The organism is Xanthobacter sp. DMC47, assembly GCF_056313845.1.
Window position 1 is genome coordinate 593,214 of record NZ_JBQUZM010000001.1, and the last position, 17,392, is coordinate 610,605.

Annotated in this window: 18 protein-coding genes; 16 read left to right on the plus strand and 2 right to left on the minus strand. The window is 68.4% G+C overall.

Features of this window, described 5'->3' with window-relative positions; all coding sequences use genetic code 11:
• Positions 1-111 precede the first annotated feature (111 nt).
• From ACT54R_RS02830 to ACT54R_RS02890, 13 genes are all read left to right on the plus strand, one after another.
• The gene (locus tag ACT54R_RS02830) at positions 112-1,998 is read left to right on the plus strand and encodes a methanol/ethanol family PQQ-dependent dehydrogenase (protein ID WP_168460887.1); all 1,887 of its coding nucleotides are present in this window, start codon (positions 112-114) and stop codon (positions 1,996-1,998) included.
• Positions 1,999-2,136: 138 nt separating this feature from the next.
• The gene (moxJ, locus tag ACT54R_RS02835) at positions 2,137-3,096 is read left to right on the plus strand and encodes a methanol oxidation system protein MoxJ (RefSeq protein WP_476323346.1); all 960 of its coding nucleotides are present in this window, start codon (positions 2,137-2,139) and stop codon (positions 3,094-3,096) included.
• Between the two features lie 45 nt (positions 3,097-3,141).
• Complete coding sequence (moxG, locus tag ACT54R_RS02840) at positions 3,142-3,744, plus strand: cytochrome c(L), periplasmic (protein WP_476323349.1); 603 nt, start codon at positions 3,142-3,144, stop codon at positions 3,742-3,744.
• A gap of 46 nt (positions 3,745-3,790) precedes the next feature.
• The gene (locus ACT54R_RS02845; RefSeq protein ID WP_168461221.1) at positions 3,791-4,078 is read left to right on the plus strand and encodes a methanol dehydrogenase [cytochrome c] subunit; all 288 of its coding nucleotides are present in this window, start codon (positions 3,791-3,793) and stop codon (positions 4,076-4,078) included.
• Positions 4,079-4,260: 182 nt separating this feature from the next.
• Positions 4,261-5,292 carry an AAA family ATPase gene (locus ACT54R_RS02850; RefSeq protein ID WP_476323352.1) on the plus strand — a complete coding sequence of 344 codons (1,032 nt, stop codon included), beginning with the start codon at positions 4,261-4,263 and terminating at the stop codon, positions 5,290-5,292.
• Entirely contained in the window at positions 5,289-6,158 is an 870-nt protein-coding gene (locus ACT54R_RS02855) for a DUF58 domain-containing protein (protein ID WP_476323355.1), read from the plus strand. The genes ACT54R_RS02850 and ACT54R_RS02855 overlap by 4 nt, the downstream gene beginning before the upstream one ends.
• Positions 6,145-7,113 carry a nonribosomal peptide synthetase MxaA gene (locus ACT54R_RS02860; protein WP_476323358.1) on the plus strand — a complete coding sequence of 323 codons (969 nt, stop codon included), beginning with the start codon at positions 6,145-6,147 and terminating at the stop codon, positions 7,111-7,113. The genes ACT54R_RS02855 and ACT54R_RS02860 overlap by 14 nt, the downstream gene beginning before the upstream one ends.
• A complete protein-coding gene (locus tag ACT54R_RS02865; protein WP_476323361.1) occupies positions 7,113-8,156 on the plus strand; it encodes a vWA domain-containing protein in 1,044 nt (347 codons plus the stop codon). Before ACT54R_RS02860 ends, ACT54R_RS02865 begins: the two co-directional genes overlap by 1 nt.
• On the plus strand, positions 8,153-8,731 hold the full coding sequence (locus ACT54R_RS02870) for a hypothetical protein (protein ID WP_476323364.1): 579 nt from the start codon (positions 8,153-8,155) through the stop codon (positions 8,729-8,731). The genes ACT54R_RS02865 and ACT54R_RS02870 overlap by 4 nt, the downstream gene beginning before the upstream one ends.
• Positions 8,731-9,705 carry a vWA domain-containing protein gene (locus tag ACT54R_RS02875; protein WP_476323367.1) on the plus strand — a complete coding sequence of 325 codons (975 nt, stop codon included), beginning with the start codon at positions 8,731-8,733 and terminating at the stop codon, positions 9,703-9,705. Before ACT54R_RS02870 ends, ACT54R_RS02875 begins: the two co-directional genes overlap by 1 nt.
• Positions 9,702-10,250: an SRPBCC family protein gene (locus ACT54R_RS02880; protein ID WP_476323370.1), complete on the plus strand. Its 549-nt coding sequence runs from the start codon at positions 9,702-9,704 to the stop codon at positions 10,248-10,250. The genes ACT54R_RS02875 and ACT54R_RS02880 overlap by 4 nt, the downstream gene beginning before the upstream one ends.
• Positions 10,247-11,194 (plus strand): YncE family protein, encoded by a 948-nt coding sequence (locus tag ACT54R_RS02885; protein WP_476323373.1) that lies wholly within the window; start codon positions 10,247-10,249, stop codon positions 11,192-11,194. Before ACT54R_RS02880 ends, ACT54R_RS02885 begins: the two co-directional genes overlap by 4 nt.
• 69 nt (positions 11,195-11,263) lie before the next feature.
• Positions 11,264-12,169, plus strand: a complete 906-nt coding sequence (locus tag ACT54R_RS02890) for an AEC family transporter (RefSeq protein ID WP_476323376.1) — start codon at positions 11,264-11,266, stop codon at positions 12,167-12,169.
• Here ACT54R_RS02890 and ACT54R_RS02895 read toward each other — a convergent pair.
• Together ACT54R_RS02895 and ACT54R_RS02900 are read right to left on the minus strand one after the other, a co-directional pair.
• The gene (locus tag ACT54R_RS02895) at positions 12,156-13,568 is read right to left on the minus strand and encodes an enolase-like domain-containing protein (protein WP_476323379.1); all 1,413 of its coding nucleotides are present in this window, start codon (positions 13,566-13,568) and stop codon (positions 12,156-12,158) included. The genes ACT54R_RS02890 and ACT54R_RS02895 overlap by 14 nt on opposite strands.
• A gap of 25 nt (positions 13,569-13,593) precedes the next feature.
• The gene (locus tag ACT54R_RS02900) at positions 13,594-14,448 is read right to left on the minus strand and encodes an IclR family transcriptional regulator (protein ID WP_476323382.1); all 855 of its coding nucleotides are present in this window, start codon (positions 14,446-14,448) and stop codon (positions 13,594-13,596) included.
• A gap of 294 nt (positions 14,449-14,742) precedes the next feature.
• On the opposite strand from ACT54R_RS02900, the gene ACT54R_RS02905 reads away from it, so the two are divergent.
• Genes ACT54R_RS02905 through ACT54R_RS02915 form a run of 3 tightly spaced genes read left to right on the plus strand, consistent with a single transcriptional unit; the run spans position 14,743 to position 17,383 of the window.
• Positions 14,743-15,786 (plus strand): NAD-dependent epimerase/dehydratase family protein, encoded by a 1,044-nt coding sequence (locus ACT54R_RS02905; RefSeq protein WP_476323385.1) that lies wholly within the window; start codon positions 14,743-14,745, stop codon positions 15,784-15,786.
• An 11-nt stretch (positions 15,787-15,797) separates the two neighbouring features.
• Positions 15,798-16,547, plus strand: a complete 750-nt coding sequence (locus ACT54R_RS02910) for a hypothetical protein (RefSeq protein ID WP_476323388.1) — start codon at positions 15,798-15,800, stop codon at positions 16,545-16,547.
• Positions 16,544-17,383: a fumarylacetoacetate hydrolase family protein gene (locus ACT54R_RS02915; protein WP_476323391.1), complete on the plus strand. Its 840-nt coding sequence runs from the start codon at positions 16,544-16,546 to the stop codon at positions 17,381-17,383. The genes ACT54R_RS02910 and ACT54R_RS02915 overlap by 4 nt, the downstream gene beginning before the upstream one ends.
• The last annotated feature ends 9 nt before the right edge of the window (positions 17,384-17,392 follow it).

Below are 17,392 nucleotides of genomic sequence, written 5' to 3' on the forward strand. Positions count from 1 at the left end.
GGGGAAGCTTCAGCTCCCGCGCCACTCCCGCCGCCGTCAGGCTGCGGGGGAACGCACGGGTGCGGGAGGGACAAGTCCAACCGAGTGAGGAACCACCCAAGGAAACGCCAAATGACGAGATTGTTTTCCTCCGTCTCCCTCTGTGCCGTGACCCTCGCCCTGGCGGCGGGATCAGCGGCCGTCGCTACGCAGGCACTCGCCAACGACAAGCTCGTCGAAATCGCCAAGAGCGACGAGAACTGGCCGATGACCGGCAAGAATTACGACGCCAACAACTACAGCCCGCAGAAGCAGATCAACAAGGCGAACGTGAAGCAGCTTCGCCCGGCCTGGTCCTTCTCCACCGGCGTGCTGTCCGGCCACGAGGGCACCCCGCTCGTCGTCAACAACGTGATGTACATCCACTCGCCCTATCCGAACACGACGTTCGCAGTGGGCCTGGACGATCCCGGCCACATCCTGTGGCAGCACAAGCCGAAGCAGAACCCCACCGCCCGCGCGGTCGCCTGCTGCGACGTGGTGAACCGCGGCCTCGCCTATTGGCCCGGCGACGGCAAGACCCCGGCGCTCATCCTCAAGACCCAGCTCGACGGCCACATCGTGGCGCTCAACGCCGAAACCGGCGCGGAGTTCTGGAAGCTGGAGAATTCCGACATCAAGGTCGGCTCCACCCTCACCATCGCGCCCTATGTGGTGAAGGACACGGTGCTGGTGGGCTCCTCGGGCGCCGAGCTGGGCGTGCGCGGCTACGTCACCGCCTATGACGTGAAGACCGGCGCTCAGAAGTGGCGGGCCTATGCCACCGGCCCGGACGAGCAGGTGAAGCTCGCCGACGACTTCAACAAGGCCAATCCCCAGTACGGCCAGAAGGGCCTCGGCACCGGCACCTGGGAAGGCGACGCCTGGAAGATCGGCGGCGGCACCAACTGGGGCTGGTACGCCTTCGATCCCTCCACCAACATGATCTACTACGGCTCCGGCAACCCCGCGCCGTGGAACGAGACCATGCGTCCCGGCGACAACAAGTGGACCATGACCATTTGGGGCCGCGACATCGACACGGGCGAGGCGCACTTCGGCTACCAGAAGACCCCGCACGACGAGTGGGACTACGCCGGCGTCAACGTCATGATGCTCTCCGAGCAGAAGGACAAGACCGGCAAGATGCGGAAGCTTCTGACGCATCCGGACCGCAACGGCATCGTCTACACCCTCGACCGCACCGACGGTTCGCTCGTGTCCGCCGACAAGATCGACGACACCGTGAACTGGGTGAAGCAGGTGGACCTGAAGACCGGCCTGCCCCAGCGCGATCCCGAATACGCGACGCGCATGGACCACAAGGGCCGCGACATCTGCCCCTCGGCGATGGGCTACCACAACCAGGGCCACGACAGCTACGACCCTGAACGTCAGTCCTTCTTCATGGGCATCAACCACATCTGCATGGATTGGGAGCCCTTCATGCTCCCCTACCGCGCGGGCCAGTTCTTCGTCGGCGCCACCTTGTGGATGTATCCCGGCCCGAAGGGCAACAAGCAGACCTATGAAGGTCTTGGCCAAGTGAAGGCCTACGACGCCATCAACAACAAGTACAAGTGGGAAGTGATGGAGCGCTTCGCGGCCTGGGGCGGCACGCTCGCCACCGCCGGCGGCGTGATGTTCTACGGAACGCTGGACGGCTTCATCAAGGCCCGCGACAGCGACACCGGCGAGCTGCTGTGGAAGTTCAAGCTGCCGTCCGGCGTCATCGGCCATCCCATGACCTACACCCACAAGGGCGTGCAGTACGTCGCCATCTATTACGGCGTCGGCGGCTGGCCGGGCGTGGGCCTGGTGTTCGACCTCAACGATCCCACCGCCGGCCTCGGCTCCGTGGGCGCGTTCAAGCAGTTGCAGAATTACACCCAGATGGGTGGCGGCGTGATGGTGTTCTCGCTCGATGGCAAGGGCCCCTACGACGACCCGAAGGTGGGTGAATACGCTTCCGGCGGCTGACCTCCGACAACCGCCCCTTGCCGGCCGCCGTCCCCCCGGCGGCGGCCGGTTTCTTCTTTTGCCACGAGCCCACCATCGCCGCCTTCATCGCCCGCCTCACGGCCGCGAGAGGACGCGAACCAGACGGAGGCTGAACCGATGACCTGTTCCGCGAGCACACTTGCGCGCCACGCCGCGACGTCCGCCACCAGCCATCTCGTCGCCGGAGCCCTTGTCGCCGGCACGCTGGCCCTCTTCGCCGCGCCAGCCCTCGCGCAGACGGCGGAATCCGGCAAGATGTCGCCGCAGACCGCCAACCAGGGCTCGGCCGCACCGGCGCAGGCGGCGACGCCGCCCGATCCCTCGATCCTGCGCGTCTGCGCCTCCGAGGTGGAGGCGCCCTTCTCCCAGAAGGACGCAAAGGGCTTCGAGAACCGCATCGCCGGGGTTCTGGCGCAGGCCATGGGCCGCAAGGCGGTGTTCGTGTGGACCTCCAAGCCCGCCATCTATCAGGTGCGCGACCAGCTCGACGCCAAGCTCTGCGACGTGGTGATGGGCGTCGACACCGGCGACGCGCGGGTGCTCAGCTCCAAGCCCTACTACCGCACGTCCTACGTGCTGGTGACCAAGGCCGAGCGCAACATCACCGCCGCCGACTGGAACGACCCGCAGGTGAAGGCGCTCAACCGCTTCGTCATCCGCTTTTACTCGCCCGGCGAGACGGTGCTGAAGCGCCTCGGCAAGTATGAGGACAATGCCGCCTACCTCTACAGCCTGGTCAACTTCCGCTCGCCGCGGAACCAGTATGTGCAGGTTGCGGGCGAACGCGTCGTCTCCGAGGTGGCCAATGGCGAGGCCGACATCGCCTTCGCCTTCGCGCCGGAGGTGGCGCGCTATGTGAAGTCCTCTCAGGTGCCGCTGCGCATGAGCCTTGCCGGCAATTCCGTCACCAAGTTCGACGGCACCGAGATGCCCCTTCACTACGATCAGTCCGTGGCCGTGCGGCTTGGCGACACCGCCCTTCTCGCCGAGATCGACGCGGCGCTGGTGAAGGCGCGGCCGCAGATCGACGAGATCCTGGCGGACGAGGGCATTCCCCTGCTCAAGCCCAATTCCTGAGCCGGCCGGAAGGTCGCCATTTCATCGGAAGTTTTGGAAGGTCCAATGCACAGCCGTTTTCTGTCGCGGGGCGTCAAGGCCCTCCTCGCCGTCGCTTTCGTGTCCGGCTTCGCACTTGCCGCGCAGGCCACGCTCAACTTCACCAATACGGTGACGGGCCAGCCGCTTGATCTCTCGGATGCACCAGCCGAGGGCCGCGATACGGAGGCGGTGAAGAAGTTCCTGGCCACCGGGGTGAACATCTACGTGGAAAACCCCACCTGCCTGCCCAAGGGCAAGGATCTGTTCCTGTCCATGTGCTCGGGCTGCCACGGCCACTACGGTGAGGGCAAGATCGGCCCCGGCCTCAACGACAGCTATTGGACCTACCCGAAGAACATGACCGACCAGGGCCTGTTCGAAACCATCTTCGGCGGCGCGCAGGGGCAGATGGGGCCCATGTACGGGGCGCTTAACCTGGACGAAATGCTGCTGGTGATGGCCTGGGTGCGCCACATCTACAAGGACGATCCCAACGACGCGGTGTGGCTGACTCCGGCGCAGCGCGCGGCCTTCAAGCGCTTCGACGACAAGGAAGACAAGACGCCGGAGCTCGACAAGGCCCCGGTGTGCAAGGCGACGGCCGCGACCACGGCCGGAAGCAAGTGAGAAGGCAAGTAAGAAGGGAGGACACCAGATGACGCATAAGGTTCGCATGTCCGTGCTCGCCGCCGCCGCGTTCGCGGTCACGGCCCTCGCCGCCGGCGGTGCCGCCGCCTATGACGGCACCAATTGCAAGGCGCCCGGCAATTGCTGGGAACCCAAGCCCGGCTATCCCGACAAGGTCGCGGGCAGCAAGTACGATCCCAAGCACAACCCGGCAGAGCTGGCGAAGCAGGGCGAATCCATTACCCAGATGGAAGCGCGCAACAAGAAGCGCGTCGAGTATTTCCAGAAGACCGGCCAGTTCGTCTACGACGTGAGCAAGATCCCGTCCAACTGACGCGGCCTTTCCCGACCCCCACCAGCAAGGCTGAGCCTTTCCGCGAAGCCGGGCAATCCTCCGATGGATGGTGGGCAACTGGCGCAGCCGCTCGGGTCTGAGCGGGATCACCCTTCCCGCCCCCGTCGGCTGCGCCTTTCTTGCCGCACAGGCCCCGTCACCGCGGGCCGAAGGGACATCCCATGCACGCCATCGCCGACACGGAGGGCGCGCTCGCCCAGTGGCGCGCCCGGGCCCTCGATTTCGAGCGGGCGGTCGGGCGCATCGTGCTCGGTCAGGAGCGGGTCATCCGGCTCCTGACCATTGCGGTGTTCGCCCGCGGCCACGTGCTGCTGGAGGGCGACGTGGGCGTCGGCAAGACCACACTGCTGCGCGCGCTCGCCCGCGCCATCGGCGGCGCCTACGAGCGGGTGGAAGGCACCATCGACCTCATGCCGGCGGATCTCGTCTACGACGCACGCATCGGCGACGACGGCCGCCCGCGGATCGATCCCGGCCCGCTGCTGCGCCGGGGTCCGGACCTCGCGGTCTTCTTCTTCAACGAGATCAACCGCGCGCGGCCTCAGGTCCACGCCATGCTGCTGCGGCTGATGGCCGAGCGCACCGTTTCAGCCTTCGGGCGCGAGTACGTCTTTCCCTTCCTCCAGGTGTTCGCCGACCGCAACCGCGTGGAACGGGAGGAGACATTCGAGCTTCCGGCCGCCGCCCGCGATCGCTTCTTCATGGAAGTGCAGGTGAAGACGCCGGAGGATTTCGCGGCCCGCCGCGCCCTGGTGTTCGACCCGCGCTTCCACGACACCGACCTTTTGATCGCGGAGGTGCCCGAGGCGGTCGTCGACCATCGCAGCCTTCATCAGGTCGCCCGCGAGATCCAGAACGCCATTCCCGCCAGCGACGCCATCGTCGCCTATACGGTCGCGCTGTGGGAGGCGATCCGCACGCCCGAGAGAGCCGGCATCACGCTTCCCGGCGTGCGCATCGATCGCCTGGTGCAGGGCGGGGCCAGCCCGCGCGGCATGTCCTATCTCATCCGCGCCGCGCGGGTTCGGGCCTGGCTGGAAGGCCGAACCATGATCGTGCCGGAAGACCTGCGCGCGGTCTTCCCGGAGGTGATGGCGCATCGCATCTTCTTCGATCCGGTCTATGAGATGCGCCGCGAGGAGATCGCCGCCGACCTCTGCCGTGCCGCCTTCGCCACGGTGCCCGCGCCATGAGCCGCACGACCGGAGAAAACGACGACGATCATGGCGGCAAGGTGCTGCCTTATCGGCTGCGCTGGCGCCCGCGCGGGGTGCGTCCTGGTGCCCATCCGGGACAGGGCGACGGCGGTGACGGCACCTTCCGTGCCCTCGTTCCTCTGGTCGCCCGGCCCGATCCGCGCCGCATCGACCTGCGCGCCTCGCTCCGCGACCCGTTCGAGGGCGTGCATGTGCGCACCTTCGCCCCGCGCCGCACCACCACCGTCGCCGTACTGACAGACCTGTCCGGCTCCATGGGCTTCGACGGCACGGGCGCGGAGGTAGCGCACCTCGCGGCCACGCTCGCCGCCTCTGCCGCTGCAACGGGGGATGAATTCACCCTGCTGGGCGCCGGGGGGGATCTGCGCGAGGACGCGTTCATTCCCGCTACGCGGCGCCGCGGGATCGGCGCGCAGGTGTCAGCGACCGTCTCCGCCGCGACACCCTTGGGAAAGAGCACGCGGGGTCTTGCGGCGGCGGCCGAGCGCTTGCCACGGCGGCGCTGCCTTGTCTTCCTCGTCTCCGATTTCCTCATGCCCGAGGCCGACCTCGACGGGCTGCTCGACGGCCTGTGGCGGCACGACGTGGTGCCCGTCGTTGTGCGCGACAGCCGCGCCGAGGGTGACGTACCGGCCTGGGGCCTGATGGAGGTCGCCGATTCCGAGATGGGCGCACGACGGCTCGTGTTCATGCGGCCGGGCCTGAGGGCACGCTGGCAGGCAGCGGCACAGACCAGGATCGCAGCTCTTGAGGCGCGCTTCGCCGTTCGCGGACACACGCCCTTCCACCTCGTGGACCGGTTCGATGCCGATGCGCTGGTCGCCTTCCTTGCCCGCCGCTAGGCCGTGGCGGCCTGCGGCCCTCGCGCTCGCCGGCGGGCTGCTCGTGGCGCTGCCCGCCCGCGCGGCGGGGGTGGACCTCTATGCGCCGCGCGCTTTCGGCTATCTCATCGGCGACACCCTCACCCTGGAGGCGGTCGTGACCCTCGATGCGGGGTGGCGGCTCGACGAAAGTTCCCTGCCCCGGCCACGTCCCGTCACCTACTGGCTCGACCTGAAACGCCTCGACGTGAAGCCCGGAACCGCACCGGACGGCGCCCCGCGCTATCGCCTCACCCTCACCTACCAGACCTTCTATTCCCCGCTGGAGCCCCGCGCGCTCGATATTCCCGCCGTGCCGCTGGCCGCGCGCAACGGCGATGCGCGGCAGAGCCTGACCATCCCCGCCTGGACCTTCGTCTCCTCGCCGTTGCGCGAACTGGTCGCCAGCCAGCGGGGCAATCCCATGGCGCTGCAGCCGGATATCCGCCCGCGCCCCTATCCCCTCGCGGGAGATGCACGGCTCGCCGCCGTGGCGGCGGCCGTGGCGGCCGCCAGCCTCCTCGCCTTCGCGGCGGCCTCGGGCTGGGGACCGTTCGCCGGCCGGCGCCGCCCCTTCGCGCTCGCCTTGCGCCACATGCGCCGGCTGCCCGATCTCGACGCGCCGCTCGGCTATGAGGATGCCCTGCAACTCCTCCACCGCGCGTTCGACGATGCCGCCGGGCATCGGCTTTTCGCCGAGGACGTGCCCGCCTTCCTCGCCGCGAGGCCTGCGCTGGCGAGCGAGGCCGAGGCGATTCAGAACCTCTTCACCGCGTCCCGGATCGCCTTCTTCGGCGATGCCCCGGAAAAGGCGATGGCCCTGCTGCCGCCCCATGCCTTGCTCGACCTTGCCCGGCGGCTCGCCGCCGTGGAGGGGTGGGGCGGCATGCGACAGGATGGAACGCGCCAGGGCGGAACGCGCAGGGAGGCCGCGTGATGTTCGGCCTCGAGGTGGACCATGCCGCGCTCCTGTTCCTGCTCGCCCTCGCCCTGCTGCCGCTCGCCGCATTGCCCCTGCGCGGCGTCGTGCTGCCGGCGGTGGCTCTGGTGCCGCGCGACGGGCTATCGATCGCCGTGTCCCTCGGTATCCGCCTCATCGGCGCGTTCGCCATTGCCGCCCTCGTGCTCGGCCTCGCTGGGCTGCACCTGAAGGCGCAGGAAGTCGAGCGCATCGGCTCGGGCGCCAATCTGATGCTGCTCATTGACCGCTCGGCCAGCATGGACAACACCTTCGCCGACCGCGCACCGGGCACCGGGGAGGAATCGAAATCCGCCGCGGCGAAGCGCCTGCTCACCGAATTCCTCGGCCGCCGCCCGCGGGACCGCATCGGCATTGCCGCCTTCTCCACCTCGCCCATCCCAGTGCTGCCGCTGACCGACCATCACGATGCGGTGGCCGCGGCGGTGGCGGCCATCGACCGGCCGGGCCTCGCCCTGACCGACGTGGGACGGGGCCTTGCCCTCGCCCTCGACAGCTTCGATGCATCCGCCGCGTCCGGCGGCTCGCGCGCCGTGCTGCTGGTGTCGGATGGCGCCGCCGTCATCGACCCCCGGGTGCAGGCGGCGCTGCGGGATTCCCTGAAGCGCGCGTCGGTGCGGCTCTATTGGCTGTTCCTGCGCACCGTCGGCTCCCCCGGCATCTTCGACAAGCCCCGCGTGCCCGGCGAGGACACGCCGCAGGCCATGCCCGAGCGCCACCTCAACCTTTTCCTCGCCAGCCTCGGCGTGCCCTACCGCGCCTTCGAGGCCGGCAGCCCCGAGGCCGTCGCCGACGCCATCGCCGAGATCGACCGGCAGGAGAGCCAGCCCATTCCTTATCTGGAACGCATCCCGCGCCGCGAGCTGGCCCGCCTGTGCTACGCCATCGCCGCCGCCGCGTGCGCGCTGCTTCTCGCTGCCCGGCTCGCCGAGCGCGGCCTCGGGAGCCGGCGGAGCGCCACATCTGCCCCTGCAGGCATCGACACGCGGAGCGCGGCATGAGGCAGCGCTTGTCTCCCATCAGGCCCCGCCGCCTCGCCGCGCTGGCCGCCGTCACGGTGCTGGCCGGCGCGCTGGTCGTGATCGCCGTCACCGGCATCCGCATGGCCCTGAACGCCGCCGCCAACCGCACCATCGCCGCCCTCGCCACCGGGCGCGACGTGCCGGTCGAACTCACCGCGCCGGACCGCGTGCTCCTCGCCCGGGCGCATTTCCTGATGATCCGCGACCGGCTGGACGAGGCGCAGCCACTGGTGGACCGGCTCGCGGCGGACCGCAGCCCGCTTGCGGTGGCCGGCCTCTACGACCTCGCCAACGCCCGTCTCGCCATCGCCATCTCGTTTCTGGAGAAGACCGAGATCGACCCCGCCGTGCCGCAGGTGCGTCTCGCCAAGGCCGGCTATCGCGCGGCGCTGGCACGCGCGCCGGAATTCTGGGACGCCAAATACAATCTCGACATCGCCATGCGCCTGGTGCGCGATTTTCCCCAGATCGAGCAGGAGCAGCAGGACGAGGCGCAGGAGACGCCGAAGCGCCTGTGGACCGACCTTCCCGGCCTGCCCAAGGGCCTGCCCTGATGCGCCGCCCGGACGCGCGCACCCTCGCCCTCGCCGCGGCGTTCCTCCTGGCGCTCGCGGCCATCATCGCGCCGCGGCTTCAACGGTCGTCCGACGCCTACCGGCTGCTGGCGGTCGTGGACATCACCGGTTCCATGAACGTGCGCGACTACAGCTTCGAGGGCCGCCCGGCCTCGCGGCTCGACACGGTGAAGCGGACCCTGAGCGCTCTCGCGGCCCGGCTGCCGTGCGGCTCGCGCATGGGGCTCGGCATCTTCAGCGAGCGGCGCACCTATCTGCTGTTCGAGCCGGTGGAGGTCTGCACCGACTTCGCCCCCCTCGACGGCGCCATCGGCGCGCTCGACTGGCGGATGGCATGGGAGGGCGACAGCTACATCTATGCCGGCCTCTCTTCCGCCATCGACCTCGCCGGACCGCTCGACGCCGATCTTCTCTTCTTCACCGACGGGCAGGAGGCGCCGCCGCTGCCGGCCTCGGGCGCGCCTGCCTTTGCCGGCGAGCCGGGCAAGGTGCGCGGGCTGATCGTCGGCGTCGGCGGCACCGAGCCGGCGCCGATCCCCAAGTTCGACAGGGACGGGCGGGAAATCGGCTTCTACGCCATGACCGACGTGCCGCAGGAAAACCGCCACGGCCTGCCGCCCTCCGGCTCCGAGCAACGCGAAGGCTGGCACCCGCGCAACGCCCCGTGGGGCGCGGAGGAGGCGACGGGGCAGGAACACCTCAGCGCGGTCCGCACCGATCACCTGAAGGACCTGGCCCACGCAACGGGCCTCGCCTACGCGCCGCTCGCGGACGCGGCCGCCCTCGCCGCGGAAGTTAGGGCACAGGCCCGGCCACGTCCGGTCGCAGGCACGATGGACACCGCGCCGCTGCCGGCCGCCCTCGCCTTGCTGCTGCTTGCCGCGCTCTACCTCGCCCAGGCCTGGGACCGGCGCCCCGATTTTCTGCGTAACCGAAGGATTTCCGCGTCATGATCTTTGCCCGCCTCTCCCGCCGCGCTGCGCTGCCGGCCCTTGGCCTCCTCCTTGTGCTTGCCGCGCCCGCGCAGGCCCACGGGCCGACGCCGCAGAAGGCGGAGGCCAAGGCCACCGTGGCGGCGACGCCCGACGCCGTGTGGAAGATCGCGGGCGATTTCGCCGGCATCGGCGCCTGGCATCCCATGGTGAAGGCGGTGAAGGCCAAGGGCGGCAACGCGGCCGGCGCGGAGCGCGTGCTGGTGCTGGAGAAGGGCGAGATCGCCGACGGCCTCGATGATGTCGATGCGGCCCAGCGCACCCTCTCCTGGCGGCTCAACACGGAGAATGTGGAGGCGCTGCCGGTGAGCTTCTACACCATCACCCTCAGCGTGAACGACGCAGGCGCAGGCAAGAGCGAGGTGGTGATGGCCGGCCGCTTCTATCGCGGCGACACGTCCAATTTCCCGCCCGACGAACTGAATGACGAGGCCGCCGTGGCCGCCATTACGGCCTTCTTCGAGGCCGGCGTCAACGGGCTCAAGACCAGGGCCGAAGGCAAGTGAGGTTGTCGGCGGCGCTCGCCGTCCTCTCACTCGCCCTCCTCGCCCTCGGCTGGAGCTTGCCCGCCACCTCCGGCACCCTCCTTGCCGTCTGCCAGGGTGCAGCGGAGGTGAACGTGATCGACACCGCGACCGCCACGGTGTCGGCTCGTGTGAAGGTGGACAAGGTGCCGGCCGCGATCGCGCTTTCTCCGGATGGCGCCTTTGCCTTCATCACCCATCCGGACATCGGCCTCCTCACCCGGCTCGATGTGAAGGCACGGACGGTCACGGCCACCGCTCGCATCGGCGGCCAGCCGTTCGGCATCGCAACGGCGCCGGACGGGGCGGCGCTCTATGTCGGCGATTGGTCCGGCGACAGGATTCTCCGCGTCGATCCGCGCACCCTCGCCATCACCGGCACGCTTGGCGTGGGCCGTGCCCCGGCCCATCTCGCCATCGATCCGGACGGCCGCACGCTCTACAGCGCCGACCGGGAGAGCGATGCCGTGAGCCTCATCGCCCTGCCCGCCTTCACCCGCACCGGCGCCATTCCGGTGGGCCGCGCGCCCTATGCGCTCGATGCTTCCGATCCGGCTCTCGTGGCGGTGGCGGATGTCCGCAGCGGGGATGTTACGCTGATCGCCAAGGCGGATCACCGCGCGACGCGGATCGGTGGCATGAAGATGCCCTATGGCGTCGCCTTCCTGCCCGGCCGCGGACTTCTGGTCGCCACCGACCAGCAGGCGGGCACGCTGGACCTGATCGATCCTGGGACGGCCTCCATCACCAAGCGCCTGCGCCTTGGCGGCTCGCCCGAGGAGGTTCTCGTGGATGGGGCGACCGGGCGCGCCTATGTGGCCGAGTGGTTCGCCAACCGCGTCACGGTGGTGACCCTCGATGATTTCGCCATCACCGCCCGCATCCCGGTCTGCGACGGGCCGCGGGTGATGGCGCTGGTGCCCTGAGGCCCGAAATTCCGCTTGCGCCCAAGTTTCAGCCGCGGTCCGTATGGCCGGGACTGCGGGAACGGGGCCATGCACGAAATCTCACTCATCTTCACCTGCCTTCTGATCGGCATCGTGCTGCGCTGGTCCGGCCGTCTGCCGGACACCGCCACGAAGGCCTTCGGCGGCTGGGTCATCAATGTCGCCCTGCCAGCGGCCGCCCTGCGGAGCGTCCATGACCTGAAGATGGATGACGGCTGGTGGCTGGCTGCGGCGACACCATGGATGGGCGCGCTCCTCGCGATCCTCGTGGTGGTGCCGCTTTGCCGGGCGTTCGGCTGGTCGCATCGGCGGGCCGGCGCGCTGCTTCTGGTGGGCGGCTGGGGCAACACCTCGTTTGTCGGCCTGCCCATGATCGCGGCCTTCGCCGGCAGCCAGTGGCTGGGGCTGGGCATCGTCATCGACCTGTTCGGCTCCTACCTCGCCTTGTCCACACTGGGCCTCGCCATCGCCGCCGTGGCGAGCGCGGGGCATTTCGACTGGCGGGCGGTGGCCAAGCGCATCGGCACCTTCCCGCCCTTCTGGGCCATCCTGATCGCCTTCGCCACCAATGACTTGCCGCGCCCCGACTGGCTCGACCAACTGGTCGAGGCGCTGGCCCAGACGCTCACCCCCATTGCCTTGGCGGCTGTAGGCTATGCCCTTCGTTTTGATCGCATTTCCGGCCGTGTCGGCGCGCTGGCGGTGGGGCTCGGCTATCGGCTGCTGCTGGCGCCGCTGGCGATTTTCCTGATGTATGCAGCACTGGGACGAACCGGCGATCCGGTGGCGCAGGTGGCGATGCTGGAGATGGCCATGCCGCCCATGCTCGGCGCCAGCATCATCGCGCTGGATCATGATCTGGAGCCGGACCTCGTGGCCCTCGTCATCGGCATCGGCGTGCCGCTTTCCATGCTCACGGCGTGGATGTGGTGGGGCCTCGTCATCCACCCATGACCGGCGGAACGCCCACGGCAAAGCCTTGGCACTGCAGAGATTTCAGGCTGACCGCCCCATGCCTGACGGCGAGGCGGACAGGCCCGCCGGGGGGGCGATGGTAGAGGTCGCCATGGGCTGTGAGGAACGCGTCCTGCTCCGCCTCCGGCGCAAACGACATGCCGTCCAGATAGTGATGGCCGTTGCGTTCCACATGGGTGAGACCCAGCAGGGAGACGAGGGCCAGATCCTGCTGGGTGCTGATGCCGGACCAGGTGCAAAGGTCTTCTGCAGAGAGGAAAAATCGGCTTTCGCCCAACTCCGCGTTGCGCTTCTCGATGCGGGCGGCGTTGAGGATGGATTTGTAGAAGCCCTTGCAGGTCTTGCTGGAAACACCCTGATATCCCAATGAGATAGCCTTGGGGAAGGCATCCAGGGTGGCGTCTGATTCGTCGATCATCACGGGCTTCAGGGCAGCCAGTGCCCCCACCTCCCGCTCCAAAGCGACGGCGCGGCGGATGGGTTGCTCGATATAGAGGGTGGAGGCGCAAAGCGTTGAAAGTGCAGGCGTTTCCGACATGCGCCGCCACAGTTCGACGATGCCGTCCACGTCCGAATACTGCTCGTTGCCATCCAAAGTGACATGATATGGGGCAGGACCGGCGTCCAGCACGGCGGCGATGCGGGTGAGGCGGTCGAGATCGGCGGCGATGTCGCCGCCGGCCTTCAGCTTGTAGAAGCGGCAGCCGTAGGTTTTTACAACATCCTCAAGGGTTTGCGGCAGCCCGTCCTCCGGCCCGTCGAGGGGATCGGCGGCCGTTAGGGCGTCCACCATGCCCACCGTATGGCGCACACCGATGGTACCCTGCGGCCGCAAACTGCCCAGGAATTGGGCGATGTCGAAGCCCTCAAGGTCGTCGGTCAAGCCGGAGCTAACGGTGATACCTGCGACGTTGCCCCGGATCATCGCCGCGAAGGACAGGCCCAGCATCCGCCCGGTGGCATCCAGAATGGCCCGGTCCACCAGCGCCGGGCCGTAGGAGGCGACCAGCGGATTGAGCCCCAGCGCCCCACAGCGCGCCTGCTGCTCCTTGTAAACACGCGCGGAAAGGCCGAACGGCGTGTCCGCCGGCAAGGCGGCGTATAACTCCAGCACGATCGCCAGCGAGGCTCGGAGCTGCTCCACATTATCATCGTCGGAGAGCGCGGGGTTCTTGTCGAACCATTTGGGCAGAAGGCATTCGGCCGCGATGCCCGCCGCGCCGCGCCCGTCCGCCCTCTCGATCCGCACGGTCAGTTCCGCCTGCCGAACCTCGCGGAGCGTGGCCACGCCGAAGCGGAAGGGCATGCGCAGCTTGGCGGCGCGCTCGCGCAGGTTCGCCTCGGCCAGCCGCACGCGCGGCGCCGCGTCCTCTCCCATGATCTTATCCTTGTGTTTCCGCGGGTTATTCCACCATGCGCGGGAAGGCGCCGCTGCGGGCGCGGGCCTCCAGCGGCCAGGTCTCGCCCAGGCGGCGGGTGGTCGCCATCACGAAGGACCCGCAGCTTTCAAGATCCGCTCGGCTCATGCGGTTGGTGGGGGCCGCAAGGCTCACCACGCCCACGCATTCGGGCGCGCCGCCCAGCGTCGAGGCGAGGATGGGGGCGGCGACGGCCCCCACGCCCAGCTCGTTCTCCTCATAGCTCAGCGCGAAGCCGCGCCGCGCCACCTCCTCCAGCTCCGCGCGGATGTCGGAAATGGAGGTCTTGGAATACGCGGTCGAAGCCTCGATTCCCTGATGCATCAACAGTTTGAGGGCATCGGCGAAGGGCAGCGTCGAGAGCCAGGCCTTGCCGGTGGCATGGGTGTGGAGGCCGATCTCCAGCGTGTAGTTGGGATCGATGCGCAACGATCTCTTGCTGCCCGCAAAGGATTGCACCCACACGATTCGCTGCCCGCCCGGCTCGACAATGGCGAGGCGCACCAGTTCGCCGGTCTCTTCCGCCAGCTGGCGGAGCGCCGCGGAGCACTGGTCCAGCAGCCGGCTGGTCTGCAGGTGGCGCAGGCCGAGGTTGCTGATGCGGTAGGTGAGGTAATAGCGCTGTGCCCGCTCATCACGCCACACCAGCATCTGCGACTCCAGCGTATTCAACAGCTTGGAGACGATGGCCTTGTTCAGGTCGAGGCGGCGGGCGATCTCGGCCAGCGGGAATCCGTCCACGGAATCGGCCAGCATCCCGATGATGTCGAAGGCGCGCTCCACCGAGACGATGGTCTCGTCGATTTTCTGGGGAGGGGCCCCGGCCGCAACTTTCGCCATCTCATCTACCCTTCAACGCACCCGGCAATCACTGATAACGATGTTATCCATGATTTCGAGCGTGGCAAGGCCGTATCGCGGCTCAAACTGCGAAGCTGAACTAAAAATACACGCTTGACTCCGACTTTGGACGAATCTAGCCCTATAGATATGGGTAACGGCGTTACCCAATAAACAAGCAGGCCGGCACCTGAACCGAGCAAGGTTCGGGGCGGTTCAGGCCCCTGTTCGGTGCGGGTTCATGCCCCGTTCGGGTGCCATTCGAGGCCTGTCAGGAAAAATGGGAGCGGATTCGTGAGTGAACGCCTGACCTTCGACACCGTGCCGGACCTGATCGAGACCGAGGAGCAGCTCGAGGAGCTGGTCTCCCGTCCCACCCAGGGGCTGGTGGACGACTTCGCCACTCTGGACGGGGACATCATCGTCCTCGGTGTCGCCGGCAAGGTCGGCCCCTCCCTCGCCCGCATGGCCAAGCGCGCCGCGCCGGAGAAAAGGGTGATCGGGGTCGCGCGCTTCTCGGAGGCAGGCTCCAAGGAGGAGTTGGAGGGCTTCGGCATCGAGACCATCCGCTGCGACCTTCTGGATGCCGAGGCGGTCGCGCAGCTGCCCAAGGTGAAGAACGTGGTCTACATGGCCGGCAAGAAGTTCGGCACCAATGACGACCCCTCCTTTGCCTGGGCCATGAACACCATGGTGCCCGCGACCGTCGCCTCCCACTTCCGCGACAGCCGGATCGTCGCCTTCTCCACCCTCTGCGTCTATCCCTTCGGCGTCTTCGCCCATAACGGCTGGGACGAGCGGGTGCAGCCGCGCCCGGTGGGCGACTATGCCAACTCCTGCGTCGGCCGCGAGCGGGCGTTTGAATATGGCTCCCACATCCATGGCACGCCCGGCCGCCTTGCCCGGCTGAACTATGCCATCGACCTGCGCTACGGCGTGCTGCACGACATCGCCAGCTGGGTGCATCGCGGCGAGCCGATCCCCATCCGCACCGGCCATGCCAGCGTGATCTGGCAGGGGGATTCCAACGCGCAGATCCTGCGCTGCCTGAAGCACTGCACGGTGCCCACCACGCCCATCAACATCGGCGGGCCGGAGCAGGCGAGCGTGCGGGCCATCGCCCATGCCTTCGGCGAGAAGTTCGGCAAGGCGCCCATCTTCGAGGGCGAGGAGGAGCCCACCGGCTGGGCCAACAGCACGTTCCAGGCCCAGCGCCTGTTCGGCTATCCCAACGTGCCGCTCGCGCGGATGATCGACTGGGTGGCCCATTGGGTGGAAAAGGGCGGCGCCATCTATGGCAAGCCCACGCGGTATGAAGTCCGCGACGGCCTCTTCTGAGCGCCGCCGCCATGGTCAGCGAAGAGCCCCACCCCTCCCCTGCCCTCGGCTTTATGGGCTTCTGGGCCGACATCGATGCGGAGTACGAACTCCGCTATCAGGAATGGCACAATTGCGAGCACATGCCGGAGCGGGTGGGGATTCCCGGCTTCATCGAGGGGCGGCGCTATCGCGCCGTCCACGGCAGCCCGCGCTTCTTCATGTGCTATGTCACGGACGGCCCCGAGGTGCTGGGCAGCCCGGCCTATCTCGCCGCGCTGAACCGGCCCACGCCCTGGACCAGCGAAGCCCTCACCCACTTCCGCAATCCGGTGCGCTCGCTCTACCGCAACCATTGCCGGGTCGGGTATGCGGGGGGCTATGCCCCCTACATCCTGCAACGCCGCTTCGACCATAAGGCCGACGCCGCGACGCTGGCGGAGATGGTCCGGGCAGCGGTGGCCGAGGACACCTCCGGTACGCTCTCGGGCGGCCTCTATGAGGTGGACGAAGCCATCTCCGGCATCATGACGGCCGAGCGCCGCATCTATTCCGGCGGGCCGGGGCGCCAGCAATATCTCTTCACTATCGAGGCGCTTGACCGCGATCAGGCGGAGGCGGCCGGGCGCCGGCTCGACGTCTTGCTGGGGGATGGCGCCTCCGAGATCAATCCCGGCCTCTACTGGCTAGAAAACCGCATCCAGTCCGCCCAACTGCGCCGGCCTCCCGGGCGCATCGAAACCCCGGCGGACACCCGCATTCCCGAAAGGCTCACCCCATGAAGCTCCTGCGCCATGGCGCGGCCGGCGCCGAGCGGCCCGGCCTTCTCGCCGCCGACGGCTCGGTGCGCGACCTCACCGGCATCGTGCCGGACATCGACGCCGCCTTCATCGCCGATCCCGCCCGCCTCGCCGGTTTGCAGGGGCTGGACCCGCTCGCCCTGCCCCGCGTGCCCGGCGAGGTGCGCCTCGCAGCGCCGCTCGCCGGCATCGGCAAAATCGTCGGCGTTGGCCTGAATTACCACGACCACGCCCGCGAATGCGGCCTGCCCATTCCCGAGGAGCCCATCCTCTTCATGAAGGCCACCACCTCGCTCTGCGGCCCCTATGACGCCATCCGCCTGCCGGAGGGGTCCGAGAAGACCGACTGGGAGGTGGAGCTGGGCGTGGTCATCGGCAAGACTGCGCGGAAGGTCACCGAGGCGGACGCGCTGGACCATGTGTTCGGCTACTGCATCGCCCATGACGTGTCCGAGCGCGCCCACCAGCTGGAGCACGGCGGGCAGTGGACCAAGGGCAAGAGCCACGACACCTTCTGCCCCCTCGGCCCCTGGCTGGTGACGGCGGACGAGGTGGGCGACCCGCAGGCGCTCGATCTGTGGTGCTCGGTGGATGGCGAGATGCGCCAGAACAGCTCCACCGGGGACATGATCTTCAAGGTGGCGGAGATCGTCTCCTACGTCAGCCGCTTCATGACGCTGGAGCCGGGCGACCTCATCATCACCGGCACCCCGGCGGGCGTCGGGCTGGGGCTGAGGCCGCAGGTCTATCTCGCCCGCGGGCAGGAGGTGCGCCTCGGCATCGCCCGCTTGGGCGAGCAGCGTCAATCCGTGGTCTGAGGAGGCCTG